The following is a 24,832-nucleotide window of genomic DNA, read 5'->3' as shown; positions in this document are numbered from 1 at the left end:
TTTGTCTTCACCAAGATTTGCTCACACGAGCCTTGACTGAAGAAACCGGCAACTCCAAGGCAGATCTTGAAATTATCCGAGGACAGCCTTGTACATGAGTGCAACTCATGCGGCAATCCGATGTTAACCTGTATTTCACCATGTCCGCAGGAACGTTTGCAACCCGTTTTCTTCCAGAACCCCCGGCATATGAAATGCCGGGGCCTGCGCTTTCAGGTTTCAATCAGGCTTCCAGCCTGCCGAGCGCCTTGAGTTCATGCAGGGCAGCGGCATCGCGCGCCGAAACGTCGGGAAATGCAGGATCGGAGCCAACATCCATTGTGTAACGCCACGAGCGCGCACATTTTTCGCCTTTAGCGCGTGCTGGCACAACAGCAACACCTTTTACATCGCCGAGGGTGAAAGCGCCTTCCGGCGCGGCGGCATCACTCAACGAAATGCCACTTGTGATGCAGATTTCCGCGAAATCGAGACCTTCCAGCGAATCGATCAGGCTCTTGTCCGAAATATAGACAACGGGAGATGCTTCCAGCGAGGAACCAATGCGCTTGTCCGCGCGCTCCAGCTCCAGGGCACCGGTCACGACACGACGCACCGCGCGCACCTTGCGCCACTTTTCGGCCAAAACATCGTCCCGCCATTCCGCCGGCGTCGGGCGGAACTGCTCGGCATGAACCGAGACCGATTGCGGATAACGGTCGAGCCAGGCTTCTTCCATGGTGAAAGGCAGCATCGGCGCAAGCCATGTCGTCAGGCGATCAAAGATTTCACGCACGGCCTGGAGTGCCGCCTTGCGGCGAATGCTGGACGGCGCATCGCAGTAAAGCGCATCCTTGCGGATATCGAAATAGAATGCCGAAAGCTCGACATTCATGAAATCGATGAGCGTGCGGGCAATACGCTTGAAGTCGAAAGCGTCATAGCCGGAGCGGACGACTTCATCCAGCTCGGTCAGACGGTGCAGCATCAGGCGTTCCAGTTCCGGCAGATCGGCATGAGCGACATTCTCGCCCTCGTCATGGGCCAGTGTGCCCAGCATCCAGCGGATCGTGTTGCGGAGTTTGCGATAGGCATCGATATTGGTCTGGATGATGCTCTTGCCGAGACGCTGATCTTCCCAATAATCGGTCGTCATCACCCACAGACGCAGGATATCCGCGCCGGATTCCTTGATGACATCCTGCGGCGTGACCGTGTTGCCAAGCGACTTCGACATCTTCTTGCCGTGTTCGTCCATGGTGAAACCATGGGTCACGACGGCATTATACGGCGCCCGACCGCGTGTGCCGCAGCTTTCCAGAAGCGATGAGTGGAACCAGCCGCGATGCTGGTCGGAGCCTTCCAGATAGACATCCGCGGGCCATTTCATATCCGGGCGGTCTTCCAGCGTGAAGGTATGCGTGGAACCGGAATCGAACCACACATCCAGAATGTCGCGAACCTGCACCCATGCCTCACCGGCGCGGCTTCCAAGGAACCGCTCGCGCGCGCCTTCGGCAAACCATGCATCAGCACCTTCGGCCTCAAAAGCATCAAGAATGCGCTTGTTGACCGCATCATCCTGAAGAATATTGCCTTCTTCGTCCACGAAAACGCAGATCGGCACACCCCAGGCACGCTGACGTGACAAAACCCAGTCGGGACGGCCTTCGATCATCGAGCGCAGGCGCGTCTGGCCGGCTGCCGGTACGAAACGGGTGTCATCGATTGCCTTCAATGCGCGCGAACGCAAGGTCGTTCCGTCACCGAGATTCTTGTCCATATAGACGAACCATTGCGGCGTGTTGCGGAAGATGACCTGCTTCTTCGAGCGCCAGGAATGCGGATAGGAGTGCTTCAGGCGACCGCGCGCGAAAAGCTTGTCATAGGCGATGAGCTGATCCATCACCGACTTGTTGGCATCGCCCTTCTTGCCGTTATCATCGATGACGCGGGCAGGACCGCCCTCACGATCCGGGCCGAAGCCCGGCGCATCCTTGGTATAGAAACCATCGTCGCCGACAGGAAACGGGATATTCGGATCGATGCCGCGTGCTTCCAGCTCGCGGGCATTGTTCATCCATGCTTCAAAGTCTTCGCGACCGTGGCTTGGTGCGGTGTGTACGAAGCCCGTACCCGCATCGTCGGTCACATGATCGCCATCGAGCATCGGCACAACGAATTCATAACCGCCGCCAAACCCTTTAAGCGGATGATCGAGAACCATTTTGCCCAGCTCGTCAGCCGAAACACCACGCAGGCGCTTGAACTGGAGCTTCGCCTTTGCAAAGCTTTCTTCCGCCAGCCTGTCGGCGAAGATAAGCTTTTCACCCGGACGCGGGCCGAAATCGTTCTCGGCTTCGGTCACTTCATAGAGGCCATAGTCAATCCGCGACGAATAAGACACAGCGCGGTTGCCGGGGATGGTCCACGGGGTGGTCGTCCAGATCACCACGGCGCTGCCGGAAAGATCGTTCCGGCCAGCCACCGGGAATTTGACCCAGATCATATCCGACTCGACATCGTGATATTCGACTTCGGCCTCGGCAAGAGCGGTGCGTTCGACAACCGACCACATGACCGGCTTGGAGCCGCGATAAAGCTGACCGGAAGCCGCGAATTTCAGAAGTTCGCCAGCAATACGCGATTCAGCATGGAAGTTCATCGTCGTGTATGGATTTTCAAAATCGCCGAGGATGGCAAGGCGCTTGAATTCTTCCGTCTGCACCTTGATCCAGCTGGACGCGAACTCACGGCATTCCTTGCGGAATTCGTTGATCGGCACTTCGTCCTTGTTCTTGCCTTCGGCGCGATATTTTTCCTCGATCTTCCATTCGATCGGCAGGCCGTGGCAATCCCAGCCCGGCACGTAATTCGAGTTATAGCCGCGCATCTGGAAGGAACGCGTGATGACGTCCTTGAGAATCTTGTTCAGGGCATGGCCGATATGGATATTGCCGTTGGCATAGGGCGGGCCGTCGTGCAGCACATAAAGCGGGCGATCCTTGGCCTGCTCGCGCAGCTTCTTGTAAAGGTTCATCCCCTCCCAGCGCTCGACGAAAAGCGGCTCGCGCTGCGGCAGGCCCGCGCGCATCGGAAACTCGGTCTGGGGCAGATAAAGGGTTTTGGAATAATCGATTTTGGTCGTCTCAGTCATGAGGGTATTCGCCTGTAAAGCCCCGGCCGGAGATGGCGGGCATGTGGATCAAAGAAACAGGGGACTGTAGAACACAGCCGGTCGCTCCCGGACCTCCGCGCCAGATATTGCCTGGCAAAACAGCCGTTCAGGCAAAGCGGGAGGCCGGGCCAATAATTCGTATGGCCGTCATGATAAGCCGAAAATCCGTCATCATGGGCACGCTTTTAGCAATCAGTTTCACCGGAATAAAGAGGCCAGAAGGGCAAAGACGCAATAAAACTGCATCCCTGCCCCTGAAAATGTTCACATTGATGCCGCTGAGGTCAATCCAGCGAGAAATCGAAGCGATATGTCGCGGAAACACCGACCATGAACTGGTTCGGGGAGCCGCGCTCCTTGACGATGCTGGAATCCTTTGCCGGTCCCTGCAAGCGGCTATATTCGCCGAACAGACTGGTATCGATCTTGTCGGTCGCCTTCCACGTGATTGCGCCGCCAATACCGGCGGACTTGAACCCGCCGCCGGGATGATATTCTGAAAGGCCGGAAGCAACCGCTTCCTCGGCATCCACGCCGAAATAGGTCTTGAAATAGTCTTTCGACGCGAAAGTAGCGCGTGGGCCGCCCGATACGCGAATAGTGGGTGTGACATCATAGAAAGCATCGGCGGCAATATCGGCCACGACACCTTTATGCGCCCGGATACCCTGGCGCACTTCACCACGCACACGCAGCCAATCAGTCGGGTAGACATCGACGAATGCGCCGGCTTCACCGCCAAACTTCGTATCCTTGAGACCGTGAATATCGTCATCCCGCTTGAGAAGGAACTTGCCAGCGAGACCGACACGGAAACTATCGTTGTCGATCAGAGCAAAGGATACATTGTCATTGCGCGATGAAAAGCGCGTCGCCTCGCCCTGACGTCCGATCGAGATGAGCGGCTGGGCAAAAAAACGATATTTATCGGAGCCTTCAAACTTGGGGGCCATCAGGCCCGCAGCGCCGACCTTGAGATACCAGTCGCCGGACCAAAGATGTTTACGCGCCGGTTGAACCGTTTCTGCTGCATAAATATCGGTCTGCTGTACATCGGCAGAAAACGCAAACGAGCTACCCGTTAAAAATGCGGCACCTGCAAAGAGGGCCGAGGAAACAATACGTGCCACATTAGACTCCAACAAAAAGCGTCCCAATAAGTTTTGGGGCATTTATTGCTTTTTGTCGAGAATAAGTAAAATTATATTTAAATCTTAAGTGGAAAACGAAACCGCCTCACCCAAACGAGAGCAAGCGATCCAGTTCCGACAAGGGTTTCGCGCTCGCAAGCAGGGCGCGTGCCTCGGCATCGTCGCGCTTCATCTGCTCGACAAGCGGATCAAGGCCGTCAAACTTGATCTCTCCACGCAAAAAGCCAAAGAACGACACACAGGCAGTTTCACCATAAAGATCGCCCGAGAAATCAAAGAGAAACGTTTCGAGAAGCGGACTGCCATCGCTGTCGACGGTCGGACGGCGACCGAAACTTGCAACGCCGTCGTAAAGATCGCCGTTCTCGCGCCTGAACCTGACGGCGTAGATTCCATGTTTCAGGCCCGCCTGCGCATCGATTTTCATATTGGCTGTCGGAAATCCAAGTGTGCGTCCAAGCTTTTTGCCGTGAATGACCTCACCACAGACCATGTAGCGATAGCCAAGAAGCCCCGCAGCCTGAACGACATCGCCTTCACAAAGCAGGTTTCTGATGCGGGTCGATGAGACAAGATTATGGCCCTCGTCTGTGAAAGCATCGACCAGCGTGACCGTAAATCCGGCCGTTTCTCCAGCCTTTTGAAGAAATTCGGGCGTTCCGCGCCGCGCCTTGCCGAAATGAAAGTCGTAACCCGTGACCACACAACGCGCCTGCAGCCTTTCAACCAGAATGTGCTCGACGAAATCTTCCGCCGAGCGGGATGAAAACTCGACCGTAAACGGTTGTTCCACCACGGCGTCAAAACCCATCTCACGCAGGATTTCAGCCTTCTTCGCCGCTGCGGTCAAACGATCGATCGGCGCGTCGGGCTTGAAAAAACTGCGCGGATGCGGTTCGAAAGTCAGGACGATTGCGGGCAAGCCGCGTTTTTCAGCGATCTCCAGCGCACGCTCGAGGACAGCCTGATGGCCACGATGGACGCCATCGAAATTGCCGATCGCCACCACACAATTTTGCAGGCGCTCCGGCAAGGAATCCGTTCCAGAAAGGCGCTGAAAGCTCGCTTTGGTCATTTTGGTCTGAACTTCGATTGATCGTAAGGAGAATGCCCGGAATCAAACAAGAGCGCCAAGTGCTGCCACCGGGCGATTGCCATGTTTCTGGAGAAACGCCTCCATCCGGTCAATGTCAACCGTACCGTCGGTCGTGTAATCGGCCGCATGGACCCCGCCGGAAATATAGAGAACGTCCAGTCCGAAATCGGCAGCGCCCTTCACATCGGTCAGAACGCCGTCTCCAATGCCAAGAATTCGGCTTTTTTCCACTTTCTTGCCGCGAATTTCTTCCGCAAACCGCAAGGCTGCCTCATAAATCGGACGGTGCGGCTTGCCAGCAATGAGGGTACGTCCACCGAGCTGGCCATATTCGCGTGCAAGAGCGCCTGCGCACCAGATCAGCCGCGATCCGCGCTCGACCATAATGTCCGGATTGGCGCAAATGAACGGAAGATCGCGTGAGCGCAACCGGGTCAGCAATTCCCTGTAATCGTCCGGTGTTTCGCTTTCATCGTCATAAAGCCCTGTGCAGACGACACCCGAAGCTTCAAACTCCTCGACAAGTTCAACGTCCAGGCCATCATAGATGGTGAGCTCCCGCTCACAGCCGATATGAAATACCTTGCGCGGGCCTTCCGCGATCAGGTCGCGGGTAACATCTCCCGACGTCACCACCCGATCATAGGTATCGGTCGGCACGCCAAGACCCAGCATCTGCGCCTCGACATCCGGGTGAGGCCTTGGAGAATTCGTCACCAGAATAACCGTGACTCCCTTCGCACGCGCGCGCTTCAATGCCTCGATGGCAGCCGGATATGCAGCAACGCCATTATGCACCACGCCCCAGACATCGCAGAAGAGCACATCATACTGGTCGGTCAGGTCATCGAGGCGTTCGAGCTGCTTCATGGTTTCCTCTTGATAATCGATCTGTAAGGCGAGAACCGCCATATGGGCGCCGGCAAGGCTTCCGAAAAGGTTGCCAGCGCCCCATCTATCGCAGCCAGCCACATCTGTCACGGTTTTTGGCGCGCATATCCGCAAGGTAAGAGCGGGTCCAGTCATCCCACAATCTGTTTCACCGATCATTTACCGTGCTTCGTGACCGACTGTTAGAAAGATATTGATAAGAGCCGATACAACTTTTCATTTCATGTGTCACAGACACAACCGTCGGCGGGGGCCAAATTGAAAAACCGGATTATGCGAGTCCGCAGTCTCGCGCGGCATGCCTTTCGCCGCCGGGTCCAACCAATCAGTCCGCGTTTCATCCAGGACGAGCGCGGCAATTTTGCAATGATGGCCGCCTTGGTCCTCATTCCGGTGCTTCTAGCCGGAATGGTCGCGGTCGACGCAGCCAATCTCATGCGCGTGCGCAACAATGTGCAGGCCTCGCTCGATGCGGCTGCGCTTGCCGTAGGCAGGAGATTTTCCACCGGCGCCTCTCAATCCGACATGCAGGACTATGGAACAAAGATTTTCACTGCAAATCTTACGACCTTGAATATTGATGCGGTCCAGTTCCAGGTCTCCTTTCCCAAAAACGCGGAAACAAACCAGCAAATTGAGGCCACCGCCAACTTCAATTACAAGTCGCTTTTTGGCGTTATCGCATCGCGTCTGTTGGGCTCAGGGCGAAATGACTGGGACGATAAAACCTATGCGCTTCGGTCTGCCGTCAGACTGAAAAATACAATCGAAGTTGCGCTTGTCCTCGATAATTCCAAGTCTATGGATACTTCGGGAAGCGGCTCAAACAAAAATCGCATGACATTGCTCAAAACCGCCGCCAAGCAACTCGTGGAGACCATGGCTGCGCAATCCTCCATCATCACGCATGTCCAAAAGCCGGTGCAATTTTCTCTCGTTCCATTCGCGGGCTCCGTCAATGTTGGTCCGCAATATCTCAATGCGGCATGGATGGACACCACCGGACTTAATAAAATCAGCTTCGAAAACTTCGACCTGCCCGCCACAATCGACGACAGACGCAAGATCATTGAGAACCCTGTCGGAAGCAAGCGTTTCTACAAGTCCGGTTCCGGCTGGGGAGCGGATAATGGGAAGCCTTTTTCCCGCACTGTGCTTTATAGCGATATAACAGCAAGGGATGCGACACCCTGGCTGAAATGGGCGGGATGTGTCGAGGCTCGCAGCGGCAAATATGCACTGGATGTTTCCGCACCCGTGGCCAGCAATCCAGCCACCATGTTCGTGCCGATGTTCGCGCCCGCTGAATACAATAACAGCACCAGAGACCGCGGCCTGAATTATTGGTGGACAGAGAACTTGTCCACCAACGATTATCTGAAACGCCAGCGCGATGTCACCAAATATTATCTCCAAACCGCAAGCAGCCGTCCCGATGATGGTGGCCCGAACTATAGCTGCACCACCTCCCCTCTAACGCTGCTGACCGACGTCTCCATGGATGGAGGCAAAAAGGCAATCCTGAATGCAATTGACGCCATGAAAGCCAACGGCGGTACAAACGTCCCCGAGGGACTGGCATGGGGGTGGCGAACGATCGCTCATGGAGCGCCTTTTACCGAGGGCAGACCCGAAAACGAACGCGGAAATGATAAGGTCGTGATTGTTCTGACCGACGGCGCGAACACTTACTACACTTATAAATCTCTTCTCGGAAGCGGCGGTTCGGACCGGGCTGGCAACCAATCCTATTATTCTGCCTATGGCTATACGCGGGAAGTTCCGGCCGAATACGGACGGACGCGGCTGTTTCAGGAAACGAACGTAGGCGTGTCGCAGGATAACGCCGTCTATGGCAAAGCGATGAATGCGAAATTCGAAACCCTCTGCAACAATGCAAAGGCCGCAAACATCATCATCATGACCGTAGCGCTCGATCTCAGCACCGCCAAGAGCGATGAAAAGGCACAGATCGACTTGCTCAAATCCTGTTCTTCCAATTCTCGCGTTCGCATGGAAAATGGCAAGCCTGCAAAACTTTTCTGGAACTCCACCGGGGGCGATCTGGCAGAAACCTTCCGGCAGATCGGCGACGAATTGTCAAATTTGCGTCTCGTCGATTGATATTGCTGGCGACATCACCATATGCGGAGCAGGCGATGGCCGACCTCGACAATTCCGCAAGCATAATCGTGCAAATTAACCATCATTCGCCTGTCAAATTTATCAGGCAATCTTGACAAGATAAGGTACGGCTTCTATCTCAGAGCCACGTTAGCACTCTTATATGATGAGTGCTAACAAGCGCGGATCGGCTCGATCCGTTAACAGGGTTCAACGTCTATAACACCAAGGGTTATACCATGGCTGATATCAAGTTCCGCCCGCTTCATGACCGCGTCGTCGTTCGTCGCGTTGAATCGGAAGCCAAGACCGCTGGCGGCATCATTATCCCTGACACCGCCAAGGAAAAGCCGCAGGAAGGCGAAATCGTCGCTGTCGGTGCTGGCGCCCGTGACGAAGCCGGCAAGCTGATCGCTCTGGAAGTCAAGGCCGGCGACAAGGTTCTGTTCGGCAAGTGGTCGGGCACCGAAGTCAAGATCGGCGGCGAAGACCTGCTGATCATGAAGGAATCCGACATTCTGGGCATTGTCGGCTAACGCCTTCGGCTCGGTATCGTTGGCTGATTAGCCAAAGGCATTTCGCTTTTATCCAAGAAATCCAATTCACCATAATCTGACCGGGATATTCCCAGGAGAGTAAAATGGCTGCAAAAGACGTAAAATTCGGCCGCACTGCGCGCGAAAAGATGCTGCGCGGCGTCGATATCCTCGCCGACGCTGTAAAGGTAACGCTCGGCCCGAAGGGTCGTAACGTTGTCATCGACAAGTCCTTCGGCGCTCCGCGCATCACCAAGGACGGCGTATCGGTCGCCAAGGAAATCGAACTGGAAGACAAGTTCGAAAACATGGGCGCACAGATGCTGCGCGAAGTGGCTTCGAAGACCAACGACACGGCCGGTGACGGCACCACGACCGCGACCGTTCTCGGTCAGGCTATCGTTCAGGAAGGCGCAAAGGCTGTTGCTGCCGGCATGAACCCGATGGACCTGAAGCGCGGTATCGACCTCGCTGTTTCGGAAGTCGTTGCTGAACTTCTCGGCAAGGCCAAGAAGATCAACACGTCGGAAGAAGTTGCCCAGGTTGGCACGATCTCCGCTAACGGCGAAGCCGAAATCGGCAAGATGATCGCTGATGCGATGCAGAAGGTCGGCAATGAAGGCGTGATCACGGTTGAAGAAGCCAAGACCGCTGAAACCGAACTCGAAGTCGTTGAAGGCATGCAGTTCGATCGCGGCTACCTGTCGCCTTACTTCGTCACCAACCCTGAAAAGATGGTTGCTGACCTCGAAGACGCTTACATCCTCCTGCACGAAAAGAAGCTCTCGAACCTCCAGGCTCTTCTGCCGGTTCTGGAAGCTGTCGTTCAGACCTCCAAGCCGCTCGTCATCATCGCTGAAGACGTCGAAGGCGAAGCCCTTGCAACGCTCGTCGTCAACAAGCTGCGCGGCGGCCTGAAGATTGCTGCTGTCAAGGCTCCCGGCTTCGGCGATCGCCGCAAGGCCATGCTCGAAGACATCGCGATCCTCACCGGCGGTCAGGTTATCTCCGAAGACCTCGGCATCAAGCTCGAAACCGTTACGCTCGACATGCTCGGCCGTGCAAAGAAGGTTTCGATCTCGAAGGAAAACACCACGATCGTTGACGGTGCAGGCCAGAAGGCTGAAATCGACGCTCGTGTTTCACAGATCAAGCAGCAGATCGAAGAAACCTCTTCGGACTATGATCGTGAAAAGCTTCAGGAACGTCTTGCCAAGCTCGCTGGCGGCGTTGCCGTGATCCGCGTTGGCGGTGCAACGGAAGTTGAAGTGAAGGAAAAGAAGGACCGCGTTGACGACGCCCTGAACGCAACCCGCGCTGCGGTTGAAGAAGGCATCGTTGCCGGCGGCGGCACGGCACTGCTTCGCGCTTCCGCCAAGATCACGGCCAAGGGCATCAATGCCGACCAGGAAGCTGGCATCAACATCGTTCGTCGCGCTCTGCAGGCTCCGGCCCGCCAGATCACGACCAATGCCGGTGAAGAAGCTTCGGTCATCGTTGGCAAGATCCTTGAAAACGCCTCCGAAACCTATGGCTACAACACCGCAAACGGCGAATTCGGCGACCTCATCAAGGCTGGCGTCGTTGATCCGGTCAAGGTTGTCCGCACCGCTCTGCAGAATGCAGCATCGGTTGCCGGCCTCCTGATCACCACGGAAGCCATGATCGCTGAACTGCCGAAGAAGGATGCAGCTCCGGCTGGCATGCCTGGCGGCATGGGCGGCATGGGCGGCATGGACTTCTAAGAAGTCTATAAAGCACGCCCATGAAGTAATATGCTCGCACCGCAAAGCGGTGCGGGTGGCGGCATGGACTTCTAAGAAGCCCAGAAAGTTTACTTTGCCAAGAATGCGAGAAAGGCGGCCCAAGGCCGCCTTTCTTTTACATTGGGCAACCAATTGTGATTTATGAAAAATTTACTCTGCTCGCGTTTTGGCCCGGCGATTTTTTTATTTTAGAATCTTCTGATTGACTCACAGGCATCAATCATGATCAATCGCCAATGACATAGAGACGGACTTCCTGTTTGCCCCCGCACCTTGGAAGTCCTGTCTCAGGCAACAGGAAAGGCAGGCTTCGGCCTGTCTTTCCACTTGCACTCCTCGTCGATGCGTTTTCGCTGCGCAGCGCCAATCTGTCCGATGCCAGGCCATCCTGGCAGGTGCGCCACCCCCAGTTTTTAATTCAGTGATTAGTGCTCATTGATCCGGCGCAGGCATAGGCGTTCGCGCCGGATGTGCTGCATGGCAGGCAACAAGGCAGGAATTCCAACTTGCCGCTCGCATCGCCTGCCCTATGATTATCCATGGTCACAATGGAATGGATAATCATATGCGCAAGGAACTTCCCATCGCCACAGCCCCGAAAGACGGTCGCAAGATAACCGTCGTCTGGACCGACGAAGATGACCAGCGCAACGAATCCATTGCGCAATATCGAACGCTTGCCCAATTGCAGGCGGGCGGCGGCCAATGGGATGAAACCGATACAGGCTGGTGGACTTTCACCGACAGCAAAACCCAGCGCAAGATCGAACCAACGGCCTGGATTTCCGAGACGGATGACGCCGAGGAAGATGACGATACTTGACTGGGCAAATCCGGCTCATAAAATTTGACTTTTTCAATCATATTTTATCAAACTATCGGATATCAGAAGTTTCCGAGGGAAACATTGACCCGCCAAGGTTTTGGCGGTGCTATATTCATTCTGACAGGCTCGGTTCCGAGCCCAAATTAGCCGGAGACATGAAATGACCGCTACGCGTACCGAAACAGATACTTTCGGACCGATCGATGTTCCCGCAGATCGTTATTGGGGCGCACAGACGCAACGCTCATTGCAGAATTTCAAGATCGGCGGAGAGCGCATGCCGCTCCCGTTGGTTCATGCGTTGGGCGTCGTCAAGCGCGCAGCCGCGGAAACCAATATTGCTCTGGGGAAGCTCGACCCTGTTCTCGGTCAGGTGATCGCGGTGGCCGCTTCCGAAGTCATCGAGGGCAAGCTTGACGATCATTTCCCGTTGGTCGTCTGGCAGACCGGCTCGGGAACGCAATCCAACATGAACGCCAATGAGGTCATTTCAAACCGGGCCATTGAGCTTCTCGGCGGTGAAATGGGGTCCAAGAAACCGGTCCACCCTAACGACCACGTGAATATGAGCCAGTCCTCGAATGACAGTTTTCCAACTGCAATTCACATTGCAACTGCGGTTGAGGCGGTCAATCGTCTTTATCCGGCGCTAGCGCATCTCACGGCAGCGCTAAAAGCCAAGGAAGACGCTTTCAAGGACATTATCAAGATAGGTCGCACCCATACGCAGGATGCAACGCCGGTTACGCTTGGACAGGAATTTTCCGGTTATCGCGCCGCATTGGACTATGCGCGTCATCGCATCGAACAGTCGCTCGCAGACGTTTTTCTGCTCGCTCAGGGCGGCACAGCCGTAGGCACGGGATTGAACGCGCCGATCGGCTTCGATACGGGCTTTGCTGAAGCCGTGAGCGAAATCACGGGCCTTGCTTTCAAACCGGCCCCCAACAAGTTCGAGGCGCTTGCCAGCCATGGTGCCATCCTCAACTTCCACGGAAGCCTGAATGCCTTGGCGGCAGATCTTTTCAAGATCGCGAACGATATCCGCTTCCTCGGATCGGGCCCGCGCTCCGGTCTTGGCGAACTGTCGCTGCCAGAAAACGAACCGGGGTCATCCATCATGCCCGGCAAGGTCAACCCGACCCAGGCCGAAGCCATGACGATGGTGGCGACACAGGTATTCGGCAACCAGACAACCGTAACGGTCGCGGCCAGCCAGGGTCATTTTGAACTGAACGTGTTCAAGCCGGTGATTGCATATAATGTCCTGCAATCGATCCGCATTCTCAGCGATGCCATGGTGTCATTCGCCGATCATTGTGTGGACGGAATCGAACCCAACCTGAACCGCATCAAGGAATTGCTGGATCGTTCGTTGATGCTTGTAACCGCATTGGCTCCGGCCATAGGCTATGACAATGCTGCCAGGATTGCCAAGGCCGCTCATAAGAACGGTACGACCTTGCGGGAAGAAGCATTGGCGAGCGGGCTGGTATCGGAAGAAGATTACGAACGGCTGGTGCGTGCGGAGAGAATGATAGCACCGGCGTGAATTGGCTTTCATACTGTGAACAAACTGTCGAGAATTAGGCGTCTTTTCTTGACAGTCGGCAAGCGCTAATTGATGCTCCAGTTCAACAGGAGATAGCCCCGCATGTCCTCTATCAATCCGCAGACCAATGGCGTTGTAACGCTCATCGCCCGTATCTTTCTTTCCATCCTCTTCATCCTCGCCGGCTATGGCAAGCTAACTGCCATTTCGGGCACCGCAGGTTATTTTGCCGGTATCGGCCTTCCGGTCCCGACCGTTACGGCCGTTATCGTCGGCCTGGTGGAATTTGTCGGCGGTCTTGCAATTCTCGTCGGCTTCCAGACCCGAATTGCTGCGGTCATTGTCGGCCTCTTTACCATTGGCGCGACGCTTGTTGCCCATATGGATTTTTCGGAAGGCGTGAACGCCCTGATGGCTCAGAAGAACCTCGCAATCGCCGGCGGTCTCTTCATTCTCGCGCTCTATGGTGCAGGTTCGCTTTCGATTGATGCCAAGCGCGGCTGACCAGAGCATTTCCAGCAAAGCGTGAAACGGTTTGCGTCGAATTTGGAGCGGTTCTGGCGGTTCTGCTAAAATGGAAACTGCTCTAAACGCCATGCAAAAATAAAAAGCCGTGCCATTTGATTGGCGCGGCTTTTCTCATTGTAGCTGCATTTTTTAAGAGAAAACCACATAGCGTTGAAAGCTATCAGTTCTCCAATCCCTGACGAATGCGGGATGCTACCTCCACCACACGGGCATTCTCCCTGCTTCGGCGCGCCGAGACAAGACAGGCCTGCGAACGCAGGATAATGCCGTCTTCCAGCACCTTGAGGCGATTGGCCCGCAAGGTGGACCCCGTCGAGGTGATATCCACGATCATGTCGGCCGAACCTGCTGCCGGGGCGCCTTCGGTAGCTCCCAGGCTTTCCACAATGCGGTAGACCTGAATGCCGTGTTTCTGCGAAAAGAATTGCTGCGTCAGGCGCCAATATTTGGTGGCGATGCGAAGGCGGCGGCCATGACGCTGGCGAAAATCCGCTGCCACATCGTCCAGATCGGCCATGCTGGTCACATCACGCCAGACTTCCGGAACAGCCACCACCACATCAGCGTGGCCGAAGCCGAGTTCAGCTTCAATAGCCACACGCTCTTCCGAATGTGCCAATGTCTCGCGCACGAGGTCTTCGCCTGTAACGCCCAGATCGACGCTGCCATAGCCAAGCTCGCGTGCTATTTCGGAAGCCGAAAGGAACAGAATATCGAGGTCCGGCTCGCCCTCGACACGCGCACGGTAATTGCGCGAGTCATCCGGCAGAATGACGCGGTAGCCTGCTTTTTCGAGCACTGCGAGCGTTTGTTCCTTCAACCGTCCTTTCGACGGTAATGCCAGTGTCACGCTCATTTTGTCTCTCCCGCCAGCATCTGCAACCGGTCGAGCCATATGGAGAAGCCGACGCCGGGAATATTTTCGGACGCGCCAAGCATCGTCAGAAGCCGGTCATAGCGGCCCCCACCCGCTAGAACACCGTCCTTTTCGACACCAGCGGCCCGGATCTCGTAAACGAGGCCGGTATAATAATCGAGCGGACGTCCGAAGGAAGCATCGTAGACGATGTCCATTGTGGAGATGCCCGCATGCGCAATGGCCTGGCTGCGCGCCTCAAACTTCTGCAATACCGCAGCAAGATCAAGGGCGTGTTCGGAAGCGAAAGCCCGCAAGGTGATTGCCGCCGAATCGAGTGAGACACGCGTTTCAAGAAACTGTTTCAGAAGGTCCAGCGCCGCGGCAGGGAAGCGCGTCGCGGCCAAGTCTTCCTTTTCGATCAACCGGCGAGCGATTTCGGCCGGGGAACGTCCGGCACCGGGCGAAATGCCGGCTTCCAGCATTTCCGTTTCCAGCATGCGCGCAAGCCCGGTTTCATCGCCTTCTGCGACCAGCACGGCAAGCGTTTCCGGCAGCGGATCGCGCCGCTGGTCGCCCGTCAGTTCAGCGAGCGCTTGCTCCATCGAGCTCGCATCGCCGAAAGACCGCAGAAGCTTTTTGCGCCATCCTTGCGGCAGTCCCAGCGCTTTAAGCATACCTGCAAAAACCGACTGGTCGCCCAAAACGATCTCCAGTTGTGCCTGGGGAGCGGCTGCACGAACGCAGATCAATGCATCGGCAATCGAGCGCGCATCCGACACGGCTTCATCGGACGCCCCCAGATCCTCGATACCGGCCTGCAAAAATTCTGCCGCGCCATCCCGACGTTGACGAAACACCTCGCCCAGATAGGCATAGCGTTTGGGCGTTGCCGCATTGAGCGCGATATGATTGCGGCAGACCGGAATGGTAAATTCCGGCCGCAGACAAAGACTATCGCCATTCTCGTTCTCGGTGAGGAAAATACGGCGGCGCAGATCCTCGCCCGCCATATCCAGAAATGGATCAGCCGGCTGGATCAGCGGAATTTCGACAAGCTCCGCCTCACGCGCATCAAGCTCCGCGCGAAGCGCGTTGAGAACACCAGACAAACGCGATCCAGTCATGGCTTCCGTCACTTCGATTGTTCTGCGCGGTCACGCGCCTGACTGCCGAGAATTTCGCGGACGGCATCGACCAGACCGTCTTCCCTGACCGTGATCTGCGCCGGGCGGCTTTCGCGCCAGGTCACATTGTCCTCAATCTCTGCGGAAAGGCGCTTGCCTTCCACCAGGTCCTTGATCTGAACCTCACCGGCCTCGCGTTCCTGCGAACCCTGGATGATGACGCAGGGAGCCTCGCGGCGGTCGGCATATTTCATCTGTGCCTTCATGCCGGAACCGCCGACATACATTTCAGCGCGGATGCCCGCCTGACGCAGATCGGAAACCATCTTCTGATAGCGGCCAAGGCTCTCCGTGTCCTTGTCCATCACCAGCACGACCACCGGACCGACCGTGTCGGAAACATCCAGCTTGCCGAGATTCTTCAGCGCCGTCATCAGGCGCGAGACGCCGATGGAGAAGCCCGTCGCCGGAACCGGCTCGCCACGGAAACGCGACACGAGGCCATCATAACGACCACCGCCGCCGACCGAACCGAAAACGACCTTCTGGCCGTCTTCATTGGTCACGTCGAACAGAAGTTCTGCCTCGAAAACCGGGCCTGTGTAATATTCAAGACCACGCACGACAGATGGGTCGATCTTCACACGGCCATCATACCCGCCTGCCGCGAACAGCGCCTGCATATCGGCGAGTTCGCCGACGCCTTCTTCGCCCTTGGCATTGCCTGCAACGACAGCGCGCAGATTGGCAATTGTGTCCGCGCCCGTCGCGCCGCCTGCAGCCGTGAAAGCCAAAACCTTGTCAATTGCCGCATCGGCCAGTTCAGCGCCCTTGGTGAAATCGCCACTCTCGTCAAGACGCCCCTTGCCGAGCAAAAGGCGCACGCCCTCCGGGCCGAACTTGTCGAGCTTGTCGATGGCCCGCAATACATTGAGGCGCTTGGCGGCATTGCCCTCGCCTTCAAGCCCGATTGCATCCAGCACGCCATCGAGAACCTTGCGGTTATTGACGCGGATCGCGTAGTCGCCACGGCGAATGCCGAGGCGCTCCAGCGTATCGGCCATCATCATGCACATTTCGGCATCGGCCGAGACGCCCGGCGCGCCGACCGTGTCGGCATCGAACTGCATGAATTGGCGGAAGCGGCCAGGGCCCGGCTTTTCATTGCGGAATACCCAGCCGTTGCGATAGCTGCGATAGGGCTTCGGCAGGGCTTCGAAATTTTCGGCGACATAACGTGCCAGCGGCGCCGTCAGATCATAGCGCAGCGACAGCCATTGTTCGTCATCATCCTGAAACGAAAACACGCCTTCATTCGGACGGTCCTGATCCGGCAGAAATTTTCCGAGCGCATCCGTATATTCGACGAGCGGTGTTTCCACAGGCTCGAAGCCGTAGAGGTCATACACTTCACGGATGGTCGCCATCATCTTTTCAGCGGCGCGCAAATCATCCGGCACCCGATCGACAAACCCGCGCGGCAACCGCGCCTTCATCTTGTCCGCTTTATCGGCCATTTTTCCTGCCTGATCGCTGATTTATATAAACATGCCGATTGAAACCGGCATCAATTCTGTTGCCGGTTTCCTAACCGATCAAGTCCGTTGCGGCAAGTGCGGGGAGCGTGTTCAGCGTGTCGCAATGGCGACCGCCGCGCCTGCCATCATGCCGGCACTGGTTCTGTTGGCAATCCGCATCATGCGCGGGCTGCGCAGAAACCGCCTTGCCTGTGCTGCAAGCACTACCCACGCCGTATCGACTGCGGCAAGAACGGCGAACATGACCAGCAGCAATTCGCCCCAGCCAACCAGCGAAACATGGGTGATATCAACCACTGTCGGCAAAATGGCGAGGTAAAACACCATGATCTTGGGATTGCCGAGCGTGATCGCCAGCGCACTCAGGAAGAGTTTTCCGGCTTCTCCCTGGCGAGGAATGGCATTTTCATCGGAAACTTCATCGACCGGCGCGATCCACATCTTCCAGGAAAGATAGATCAGATAGGCGACGCCCACATATTTGAGGATGAGAAATGCCGTGTGAAACATATTGGCCAGTGCGGCCAATCCCCAGACCGCCAGTGAAAGCCAGACCGCATCACCGAGCCAGAGGCCAAACATGAACGGAAAGACGCCCTTGTGACCGCGACTGATGACACGAGCCACCAATGCGCCGACATTCGGCCCCGGTGTGCCCGCTGCAACAACCAGAATACCGGCAAATGCCATCAAAGACACCAGGTCCATGATTATCTCCCCTATTCAAAGACAGGATGTTTCTGGCAGAAACGACGCGGCTTAGCAATCATTGCGCTGGCTCGGTCTTTTGAAACTCTCTCGCAATTTTTCAATATGGCCCCGGCAGTGGCAACCCTCGATATGATCGTTCACCAGCCCCATCGCCTGCATGAAGGCATAAACCGTCGTCGGCCCCACAAATGACCAGCCGCGTTTCTTCAGGTCCTTGGAGATGCGAATAGATGTCTCAGTCTTTGGGTTAGCGACAAGCGTTGGATAGTCCACCACGGCAGGGCGATCTTTTGCGCCCGGTTCGAAAGACCAGAAATAGGCTGCCAAAGAGCCCTTTTCCGAGACAAGTTCAATTGCGCGCCCGGCATTATTGATCGTGGATTCGATTTTCCCGCGATGGCGCACAATGCCCTTGTCCGCCAGCAGGCGCTCCACATCCGCCGGACCGTACTGCGCGACACGATGGAAATCGAAGCCATCGAACGCTGCCCGAAAATTCTCTCGCTTTCGCAGGATCGTGAGCCATGACAGGCCGGATTGAAAACCTTCAAGGCAGATTTTTTCGAAAAGCCGGAAATCATCGGAAACGGGAACACCCCATTCATTGTCATGATAGGCAAGATAATCAGGCAATTCACCGGGCCAGAAACAGCGCGTCATTCCATCGGCACCGACGATCAGACCGGTTTTTGCCTCAGCAACGTCACTCATTGTTTCGCCTCCCGACGTTCATCCATCGTTAATCATGTCGCGCAACCCGCCACTAACCACAACTTTAATTGGAAGAAGCATCAGGCAGAACACGCGGCCGAAATTTACCTTTACGATTCCATTCAGGCACACAATCCCCCCATGAGCATGTGGGCTGCTCTCCTGACAAGCGATGTCAGGAGCTGCAACGGGCAACTGCGCCATCACGATTTTCCGGCGCAAAGAGACGGATCTGGATTATGAAACCACGTCATCTTCTTTTAATCGGATCGCTTGCGGCGATTGCTGTTTCCATCGTCAGCACGGGCATGGCATTTGCCAATGACCGCTATGCGACCCTGCCGCCGGTACAGGTCAGCCCCGATCTCTCGGCGCCTTGGGTCGCTCAGTTGCAGGCACAGCCGACCAGAATAAGAGCCGCAGAGCAGCCTCTTCAGCCGGCGCTGCGCGTGGCCGCCCGGCAGAAACAGAAAGTCAAATCGAACTATCGCCAGGTTTCATACCAGCGCCCGACAGCCAACCCGGCCAATACTGTGCGAAAGCGCCAGTTCGATGCCGCCTATCTGCCGCAGATGGTTTCTTATTCCGGCAACGAAAAACCCGGAACCATCGTCATCGATACAGGCAAGCGCTTTCTCTATCTTGTTCAATCCGGCGGCAAGGCCATGCGCTATGGGGTCGGCGTCGGTAAACAGGGTTTCAGCTGGAAAGGCTCGCAGCGCATCAGCCGCAAGGCCGAATGGCCGACCTGGACGCCACCGAAGACGATGATTGCCCGCGAGCGCAAAAAGGGCCGCATCCTGCCAGCGCGCATGGAAGGCGGCATCAATAATCCTCTTGGTGCGCGGGCGCTCTATCTGGGTTCGACGCTTTATCGCATCCATGGAACCAATCAGCCCTGGACCATCGGCAAGGCAATGTCATCCGGCTGTATTCGCATGCGCAATGAAGACGTCACCGATCTTTATGAGCGTGTTCCGATCGGTACGAAAGTCGTCGTTCGCTAAATCAAAACCATTTTTCAAGCTTTTGCGACCGCCTTTTCCCGAGGGCGGTCGTATTGTTTTCACAAATCTGAAAAGATCAAATTTTCTGCACAGAAAGAATGATCGCAGACACGCAAACATGATTGAAAGGGCTTTTCCTTTTCTGCCGAACACCCATATGCTGCCCATGGCAAAGTCCAATGAGAGATGAAAGAACTGCCGGATGGCGGTTCGTGCCGGAGAAGAAACCGGCATGCAGGTCAATAGCATTTTGGGCGCGTTGGGAATCTGCCCTGCGCCGAATGCTTCGGAGGGAAAGGATAAATCATGACCGTACCGACGGTTAAACTGAACGACGGCAATCACATTCCGCAGCTCGGTTACGGTGTCTGGCAAGTGGGTAACGACGAAGCGGTCGCCGCTGTCAGTGAAGCGTTGCAGACGGGATATCGCCATATCGATACGGCTGCCATTTATGGCAATGAAGAGGGCGTCGGCAAGGCGATCAGGAATTCCGGCATCAAGCGCGGCGACATATTTCTTACCACGAAATTGTGGAACAGCGAACAGGGCTATGAATCGACACTGAAAGCATTCGATACCAGCCTGAAAAAGCTTGGTACGGATTATGTGGATCTTTATCTCATCCACTGGCCGATCCCGTCGAAGGACCTGTTCATGGAAACCTGGCGCGCTTTTCTCAAACTGAAAGAAGAAGGCCGCGCCAAATCCATCGGCGTATCGAACTTCCGCACAGTCGATCTTGAGCGTGTCATCAACGAAAGCGGCGTCACACCGGTTCTCAACCAGATCGAACTCCACCCACAATTCCAGCAGGACGAGCTGCGTCTGTTCCACGGCAAGCATAACATAGCGACGGAAGCCTGGAGCCCGCTTGGTCAGGGTAAGATTCTGGAAGACCCGACGCTGAAGGCTATCGCGGAAAAGCATGGCAAGTCGGTTGCACAGATCATCCTGCGCTGGCACATCGAAACGGGCAATATTGTCATCCCGAAGTCCGTTACGCCCGCCCGCATCAAGGAAAATTTCGATATTTTCGATTTCCGTCTCAACGGAACCGATCATGATGCGATTACGAAACTGGACAAGGCCGATGGCCGCCTAGGCCCGAATCCGAGTATATTTTCGGCCGGTTGAACAGGCATCGAAGACAAACCGGGCAATTGCCCGGTTTGTCTATGCAGCAATTTGCGACAATCCTTGCGGCTTCGGTCCACCATAAGCCCAATCGATCAGTTCCACCGTGTGGACGATGGGCAGCTTGCTGCCGCTGGCGATCTGCGTCATGCAGCCGATATTGCCGGTTGCGATCAGATCGGCACCGGTCGCCTCGATATTCTTCACCTTGCGGTCGCGTAATCTGGTCGCGATCTCGGGCTGCATGATGTTGTAGGTACCTGCCGATCCACAGCACAGATGTCCTTCCAACGGCTCCTTCACCTTGAACCCTGCCTTTGCCAGCAGATCTTTCGGTTGGCGCACGATTTTCTGCCCATGCTGCATGGAGCAGGCGGAGTGGTAGGCAACAGTCAGGACTTTTGGCGCATCCGGCTCCGGCAGTTCAATACTGGCGAGATATTCGGTAACGTCCTTGGCAAGCGATGATACCCGTGCCGCCTTGTCCTTATAGGCAGGATCGAGGCGCAGCATGTAGCCATAATCCTTGATGGTCGTCCCGCAACCCGACGCCGTAACGATGATGGCATCGAGGCCGCCCGCTTCAATCTCGCGCGTCCAGACATCGACATTGTGCCGTGCCTGTTCGAGCGCCTGTTCTTCCCGGCCCATGTGATGGACCAGCGAACCGCAACAGCCCTCGCCTTTCGGTGTGACAACTTCAATGCCGAAGCGGTTCAGGAGGCGCAGCGTCGCAGCATTGATGCCGGGATTGAGCACAGGCTGCGCGCAGCCATTGAGGACTGCCACACGGCCACGCTTTTCGCCTTTGGCGGCGCTGACGGTTTCGATAGGGACAGCCGCTGGCAAATTCTGCGGCGCAAGATCGAGCATGGCTGCGATCGGACGCAAGGCCTGGCTGTTGCGGAAGAGCGATGCAAACGGCTTGCCAAATCTTGCAAGTTTCAACGCCGCACGGAAGCGGGCCGGATAAGGCAGAACCTGCGCCAGCACCCCGCGCAGAAAGCGGTTCATGAACGGGCGCTTGTAAGTCTTTTCGATATGCGCGCGCGCATGATCGACCAGATGCATGTAGTTGACGCCGGACGGGCAGGTCGTCATGCAGGAGAGGCACGACAGGCAGCGGTCGACATGGCGCACGATTTCCTCATCCGCCGGGCGCCCGTTTTCCAGCATGTCCTTGATGAGATAGATTCGCCCACGCGGGCTGTCGAGTTCATTGCCAAGCGTCACATAGGTTGGGCATGTGGCGGTGCAGAAGCCGCAATGCACGCATTTGCGCAGGATTTTTTCGGCTTCGTTGACGCCGGGAATGCGCAGTTGGTCAGGACTGAAATGAGTCTGCATGGTTTCAAGCTCCAGCTTGACGGGGATGCATACGCCCCGGATTGAGAATGTTTTCCGGATCGAACTGCTGCTTCAACCGTTGCGACAATGCCGCAAGCGGTGCCGGTTGCGGCTGGAATATCTCGACACCGGCACGAACATGTTCCGGAGCACGGACGAGTGTCGCATGACCGCCGCCATATTTCGCGATGAGCCTGCGCAAGACCTGCGCTTCCGGGTCGGCCTCCATCCGCATCCAGATCAACCCGCCCTGCCAGTCGTAATAGGCATCGACACCGGCATGCCTGCGGAATTCATCCACCATTTGCCAGCCCTGCATCGGCGTCATCGAAACGCGCCACACCACGCGATTATCGCCTGCATTGGCATAAGGCAGAACGTCGCGCACTTCACGCCAGAGCTGCGCTGACTGCATTCCGTCAAGCAGCTCCACGTCACCAGACTGACCAAGAAGCGCCTGCAATTGACGGCTGCGATGCTCGACCGAAGGTGCAAAACCCTCAAGCCGCAGCACGGTTGCCGCCTCCCAGCCGAGCTTGCCGCCCAGAAAGCGGTTGGCAACCGTCGGCGGCAGATGCGCTGCGGAAGCGACTTCCTCGCGCGATCCCATCGCCATGGCCATCACCCGCGCGGCCTGCTCGTCGGTCAAACCCCGCACGGCAAGCGTTGCTGCTGTTTCCGGCTTTGGAAGAACCTTGAACGTCACCTCGGTGGCAATGCCCAGCGTGCCCCAGGAATTGGCCATGCCCTTCGACAGATCGTAGCCCGTCACGTTCTTGACCACACGGCCACCGGACTTGAACACTTCGCCACGCCCGGACACCACGCGCACGCCCAGCACATGGTCGCGGGCAGCACCCGCCTTGAGACGGCGCGGACCCGACAGATTGGCGGCAAGCGCGCCGCCGATTGTGCCGCGCCCACTTTCGCTCGAAAGCAACGGACCGTAATCCATCGGTTCGAAATGGAAGCACTGATTATGCTCAGCCAGAAGCCTTTCGATCTCGGCCATCGGTGTTCCAGCCTTTGCGGAAAGCACCAGTTCGTCCGGCTCGTACAGAGTCACGCCCGATAGTCCCGATACGTCCAGCACACGGGCTGCATCGACGCGGTGCCCGATGCCCCGTTTCGAGCCGTGACCGATGATTTCCAGCGGCGTGGAATTTGCCAGCGCCTCTTGCACTGCATCCAGAACGCCCGCCTCGTCATGCGGCTTTAAAATATCTGCATCACTCATGATCAAAACCACAACTCAGAATCGGGGAATATCCGGGAAGGCCAGCGCGCCGCGATGCACATGCATGCGGCCAAGCTCGGCGCAGCGACGCAATTGCGGAAAGACCTTGCCGGGATTGAGCAGATGCTTGGCATCGAAAGCACATTTGACACGCATCTGCTGGTCGAGATCGATCTCGTTGAACATTTCCGGCATCAGATCGCGCTTTTCGATGCCCACCCCATGTTCACCGGTGAGCACGCCGCCAACCTTCACGCAAAGCCGCAAGATGTCGGCGCCAAAATCTTCCGCAGCTTCCAGTTCGCCCGGAATATTCGCATCATAGAGGATCAGCGGGTGCAGATTGCCGTCGCCCGCATGGAAAACATTGGCAACGCGCAACCCGTATTTCTCGGACAAATCGCGCATACCGGAGAGAACGCGCGGCAGCTCCTTGCGTGGAATGGTACCATCCATGCATAGATAGTCGGGCGAAATGCGTCCTACTGCCGGGAACGCTGCCTTGCGCCCTGCCCAGAAAGCCAGACGCTGCTCTTCGGACTGTGACAGGATGCAGGTCGTTGAACCGTTTTCAAGCGCCAGCGCCTCGACCCGGCCGATCAGATAATCCACCTCGACCGGCGGTCCATCCAGTTCGACGATCAAAAGCGCCTCGACATCAAGCGGATAGCCCACACGCACGAAATCTTCCGCGGCCTTGATGGCCGGCCTGTCCATCATTTCCATGCCGCCGGGAATGATGCCTGCGCCGATGATGTCGGCGACACACTGGCCCGCCTGTTCGCTGGATGGAAACCCCACCATGACGGCGCGCGCCGTTTCCGGCTTTTGCAGGATGCGCACGGTGATCTCCGTCACGACGCCGAGCAGCCCTTCCGAACCCGTCATCAGACCGAGAAGATCATATCCCTCGCTGTCGAGATGCTTGCCGCCGAGGCGGATAACCTCGCCGGTAATCAGCACCATCTCTATGCCGAGCACATTGTTGGCGGTCAGGCCATATTTGAGGCAATGCACACCGCCGGCATTTTCGGCAACATTGCCGCCAATGGAGCAGGCAATCTGCGACGACGGATCGGGGGCGTAATAAAAGCCCTCATGTTCAACGGCCTTGGTGATGCCGAGATTGGTCACGCCAGGCTGCACCACTGCGACGCGGTTGGGATAGTCAATCTCCAGAATGCGATTAAAGCGCGACAGGCCGAGCAGAACGGCATCCTGCAAGGGCATAGAGCCACCGGACAGCGACGTGCCTGCGCCGCGCGGCACGACGCGGATGTTGTTATCGTGACAATAGCGCAGAACCTGCGAAACCTGAGCAACCGTTTCCGGCAGCACAACGACCAGCGGCAGCGAGCGGTGTGCCGTCAAACCATCACTCTCGAAAACACGCATCGCATTGACTGCGTCAATGACGCCTTCGCCCGGAACGATGCCACGCAGATCGGCGACAATTTCCTCGCGTCGCTGCATGACAGACGCATCCGGCTCCGGCATAATCAGTCCGCTCATATTCTCCTCCACCACTCACGCG

21 protein-coding genes are annotated in these 24,832 nt (G+C 56.5%); 8 read left to right on the top strand and 13 right to left on the bottom strand.

Annotated elements, in window-relative coordinates:
* Positions 1-223: 223 nt before the first annotated feature.
* The 4 genes from ileS to AVM02_RS01610 all read right to left on the bottom strand — a co-directional run bounded on the left by ileS (position 224) and on the right by AVM02_RS01610 (position 6,274).
* Positions 224-3,136 (bottom strand): isoleucine--tRNA ligase, encoded by a 2,913-nt coding sequence (gene ileS, locus AVM02_RS01625; RefSeq protein ID WP_411505269.1) that lies wholly within the window; start codon positions 3,134-3,136, stop codon positions 224-226.
* 305 nt (positions 3,137-3,441) lie between these two features.
* Positions 3,442-4,302 (bottom strand): MipA/OmpV family protein, encoded by an 861-nt coding sequence (locus AVM02_RS01620; RefSeq protein ID WP_411505268.1) that lies wholly within the window; start codon positions 4,300-4,302, stop codon positions 3,442-3,444.
* Positions 4,303-4,393: 91 nt separating this feature from the next.
* Positions 4,394-5,383, bottom strand: coding sequence for a bifunctional riboflavin kinase/FAD synthetase (locus AVM02_RS01615; RefSeq protein WP_411505267.1), 990 nt, complete (start codon positions 5,381-5,383; stop codon positions 4,394-4,396).
* A 42-nt stretch (positions 5,384-5,425) separates the two neighbouring features.
* Positions 5,426-6,274 carry a TIGR01459 family HAD-type hydrolase gene (locus AVM02_RS01610; protein ID WP_411505266.1) on the bottom strand — a complete coding sequence of 283 codons (849 nt, stop codon included), beginning with the start codon at positions 6,272-6,274 and terminating at the stop codon, positions 5,426-5,428.
* A gap of 279 nt (positions 6,275-6,553) precedes the next feature.
* On the opposite strand from AVM02_RS01610, the gene AVM02_RS01605 reads away from it, so the two are divergent.
* The 6 genes from AVM02_RS01605 (at position 6,554) to AVM02_RS01580 (ending at position 13,603) form a co-directional block, all read left to right on the top strand.
* A complete protein-coding gene (locus AVM02_RS01605; RefSeq protein ID WP_411505265.1) occupies positions 6,554-8,419 on the top strand; it encodes a pilus assembly protein TadG-related protein in 1,866 nt (621 codons plus the stop codon).
* A 239-nt stretch (positions 8,420-8,658) separates the two neighbouring features.
* Positions 8,659-8,955 carry a co-chaperone GroES gene (gene groES, locus AVM02_RS01600; RefSeq protein WP_006472506.1) on the top strand — a complete coding sequence of 99 codons (297 nt, stop codon included), beginning with the start codon at positions 8,659-8,661 and terminating at the stop codon, positions 8,953-8,955.
* Between the two features lie 104 nt (positions 8,956-9,059).
* Positions 9,060-10,700 carry a chaperonin GroEL gene (groL, locus tag AVM02_RS01595; protein ID WP_411505264.1) on the top strand — a complete coding sequence of 547 codons (1,641 nt, stop codon included), beginning with the start codon at positions 9,060-9,062 and terminating at the stop codon, positions 10,698-10,700.
* A 586-nt stretch (positions 10,701-11,286) separates the two neighbouring features.
* The gene (locus AVM02_RS01590) at positions 11,287-11,544 is read left to right on the top strand and encodes a hypothetical protein (RefSeq protein WP_411505263.1); all 258 of its coding nucleotides are present in this window, start codon (positions 11,287-11,289) and stop codon (positions 11,542-11,544) included.
* A 163-nt stretch (positions 11,545-11,707) separates the two neighbouring features.
* Positions 11,708-13,099: a class II fumarate hydratase gene (fumC, locus tag AVM02_RS01585; RefSeq protein ID WP_411505262.1), complete on the top strand. Its 1,392-nt coding sequence runs from the start codon at positions 11,708-11,710 to the stop codon at positions 13,097-13,099.
* A gap of 102 nt (positions 13,100-13,201) precedes the next feature.
* A complete protein-coding gene (locus AVM02_RS01580; RefSeq protein ID WP_411505261.1) occupies positions 13,202-13,603 on the top strand; it encodes a DoxX family protein in 402 nt (133 codons plus the stop codon).
* Positions 13,604-13,787: 184 nt separating this feature from the next.
* Here the strand turns inward: AVM02_RS01580 and hisG are convergent, their stop codons facing one another.
* From hisG to AVM02_RS01550, 6 genes are all read right to left on the bottom strand, one after another.
* The gene (gene hisG / locus AVM02_RS01575; protein ID WP_411505260.1) at positions 13,788-14,483 is read right to left on the bottom strand and encodes an ATP phosphoribosyltransferase; all 696 of its coding nucleotides are present in this window, start codon (positions 14,481-14,483) and stop codon (positions 13,788-13,790) included.
* The gene (locus AVM02_RS01570; RefSeq protein WP_411505259.1) at positions 14,480-15,610 is read right to left on the bottom strand and encodes an ATP phosphoribosyltransferase regulatory subunit; all 1,131 of its coding nucleotides are present in this window, start codon (positions 15,608-15,610) and stop codon (positions 14,480-14,482) included. Before AVM02_RS01570 ends, hisG begins: the two co-directional genes overlap by 4 nt.
* Positions 15,611-15,618: 8 nt before the next feature.
* Entirely contained in the window at positions 15,619-17,127 is a 1,509-nt protein-coding gene (gene hisS, locus AVM02_RS01565; protein WP_411505258.1) for a histidine--tRNA ligase, read from the bottom strand.
* Between the two features lie 111 nt (positions 17,128-17,238).
* Positions 17,239-17,856, bottom strand: a complete 618-nt coding sequence (locus AVM02_RS01560; RefSeq protein ID WP_411505257.1) for a LysE family translocator — start codon at positions 17,854-17,856, stop codon at positions 17,239-17,241.
* 51 nt (positions 17,857-17,907) lie between these two features.
* On the bottom strand, positions 17,908-18,570 hold the full coding sequence (locus AVM02_RS01555) for a DNA-3-methyladenine glycosylase I (RefSeq protein WP_411505256.1): 663 nt from the start codon (positions 18,568-18,570) through the stop codon (positions 17,908-17,910).
* An 18-nt stretch (positions 18,571-18,588) separates the two neighbouring features.
* Positions 18,589-18,774 carry a hypothetical protein gene (locus tag AVM02_RS01550; protein ID WP_411505255.1) on the bottom strand — a complete coding sequence of 62 codons (186 nt, stop codon included), beginning with the start codon at positions 18,772-18,774 and terminating at the stop codon, positions 18,589-18,591.
* A 35-nt stretch (positions 18,775-18,809) separates the two neighbouring features.
* On the opposite strand from AVM02_RS01550, the gene AVM02_RS01545 reads away from it, so the two are divergent.
* Both AVM02_RS01545 and AVM02_RS01540 read left to right on the top strand, forming a co-directional pair.
* Complete coding sequence (locus AVM02_RS01545; protein ID WP_411505254.1) at positions 18,810-19,577, top strand: L,D-transpeptidase; 768 nt, start codon at positions 18,810-18,812, stop codon at positions 19,575-19,577.
* Between the two features lie 306 nt (positions 19,578-19,883).
* Entirely contained in the window at positions 19,884-20,714 is an 831-nt protein-coding gene (locus tag AVM02_RS01540; RefSeq protein WP_411505253.1) for an aldo/keto reductase, read from the top strand.
* A gap of 39 nt (positions 20,715-20,753) precedes the next feature.
* Here AVM02_RS01540 and glcF read toward each other — a convergent pair whose 3' ends face one another.
* The 3 genes from glcF to AVM02_RS01525 are packed head-to-tail and all read right to left on the bottom strand — an operon-like array spanning position 20,754 to position 24,810.
* Positions 20,754-22,061, bottom strand: a complete 1,308-nt coding sequence (glcF, locus tag AVM02_RS01535) for a glycolate oxidase subunit GlcF (protein ID WP_411505252.1) — start codon at positions 22,059-22,061, stop codon at positions 20,754-20,756.
* Between the two features lie 4 nt (positions 22,062-22,065).
* Positions 22,066-23,298: a glycolate oxidase subunit GlcE gene (gene glcE, locus AVM02_RS01530; protein ID WP_411505251.1), complete on the bottom strand. Its 1,233-nt coding sequence runs from the start codon at positions 23,296-23,298 to the stop codon at positions 22,066-22,068.
* 15 nt (positions 23,299-23,313) lie between these two features.
* Positions 23,314-24,810: an FAD-linked oxidase C-terminal domain-containing protein gene (locus AVM02_RS01525; RefSeq protein ID WP_411505250.1), complete on the bottom strand. Its 1,497-nt coding sequence runs from the start codon at positions 24,808-24,810 to the stop codon at positions 23,314-23,316.
* Positions 24,811-24,832: the final 22 nt, after the last annotated feature.

Origin of the sequence: Brucella anthropi (genome assembly GCF_046630315.1) — a bacterium.
GTDB classification, from domain to species: domain Bacteria; phylum Pseudomonadota; class Alphaproteobacteria; order Rhizobiales; family Rhizobiaceae; genus Brucella; species Brucella anthropi_A.
The sequence above is the reverse complement of the archived record's forward strand: the minus strand, read 5'-3'. Positions and strand labels throughout refer to the sequence as shown.

What these genes read in the sequence shown, in the direction of transcription:
- ileS (WP_411505269.1), bottom strand. Translation starts at nt 3,136, where the DNA reads ATGACTGAGACGACCAAAATCGATTATTCCAAAACCCTTTATCTGCCC.
- AVM02_RS01615 (WP_411505267.1), bottom strand. Translation starts at nt 5,383, where the DNA reads ATGACCAAAGCGAGCTTTCAGCGCCTTTCTGGAACGGATTCCTTGCCG.
- AVM02_RS01610 (WP_411505266.1), bottom strand. Translation starts at nt 6,274, where the DNA reads ATGAAGCAGCTCGAACGCCTCGATGACCTGACCGACCAGTATGATGTG.
- groES (WP_006472506.1), top strand. Translation starts at nt 8,659, where the DNA reads ATGGCTGATATCAAGTTCCGCCCGCTTCATGACCGCGTCGTCGTTCGT.
- groL (WP_411505264.1), top strand. Translation starts at nt 9,060, where the DNA reads ATGGCTGCAAAAGACGTAAAATTCGGCCGCACTGCGCGCGAAAAGATG.
- AVM02_RS01590 (WP_411505263.1), top strand. Translation starts at nt 11,287, where the DNA reads ATGCGCAAGGAACTTCCCATCGCCACAGCCCCGAAAGACGGTCGCAAG.
- fumC (WP_411505262.1), top strand. Translation starts at nt 11,708, where the DNA reads ATGACCGCTACGCGTACCGAAACAGATACTTTCGGACCGATCGATGTT.
- AVM02_RS01580 (WP_411505261.1), top strand. Translation starts at nt 13,202, where the DNA reads ATGTCCTCTATCAATCCGCAGACCAATGGCGTTGTAACGCTCATCGCC.
- hisG (WP_411505260.1), bottom strand. Translation starts at nt 14,483, where the DNA reads ATGAGCGTGACACTGGCATTACCGTCGAAAGGACGGTTGAAGGAACAA.
- AVM02_RS01570 (WP_411505259.1), bottom strand. Translation starts at nt 15,610, where the DNA reads ATGACTGGATCGCGTTTGTCTGGTGTTCTCAACGCGCTTCGCGCGGAG.
- hisS (WP_411505258.1), bottom strand. Translation starts at nt 17,127, where the DNA reads ATGGCCGATAAAGCGGACAAGATGAAGGCGCGGTTGCCGCGCGGGTTT.
- AVM02_RS01560 (WP_411505257.1), bottom strand. Translation starts at nt 17,856, where the DNA reads ATGGACCTGGTGTCTTTGATGGCATTTGCCGGTATTCTGGTTGTTGCA.
- AVM02_RS01555 (WP_411505256.1), bottom strand. Translation starts at nt 18,570, where the DNA reads ATGAGTGACGTTGCTGAGGCAAAAACCGGTCTGATCGTCGGTGCCGAT.
- AVM02_RS01550 (WP_411505255.1), bottom strand. Translation starts at nt 18,774, where the DNA reads ATGGCGCAGTTGCCCGTTGCAGCTCCTGACATCGCTTGTCAGGAGAGC.
- AVM02_RS01545 (WP_411505254.1), top strand. Translation starts at nt 18,810, where the DNA reads ATGAAACCACGTCATCTTCTTTTAATCGGATCGCTTGCGGCGATTGCT.
- AVM02_RS01540 (WP_411505253.1), top strand. Translation starts at nt 19,884, where the DNA reads ATGACCGTACCGACGGTTAAACTGAACGACGGCAATCACATTCCGCAG.
- glcF (WP_411505252.1), bottom strand. Translation starts at nt 22,061, where the DNA reads ATGCAGACTCATTTCAGTCCTGACCAACTGCGCATTCCCGGCGTCAAC.
- glcE (WP_411505251.1), bottom strand. Translation starts at nt 23,298, where the DNA reads ATGAGTGATGCAGATATTTTAAAGCCGCATGACGAGGCGGGCGTTCTG.
- AVM02_RS01525 (WP_411505250.1), bottom strand. Translation starts at nt 24,810, where the DNA reads ATGAGCGGACTGATTATGCCGGAGCCGGATGCGTCTGTCATGCAGCGA.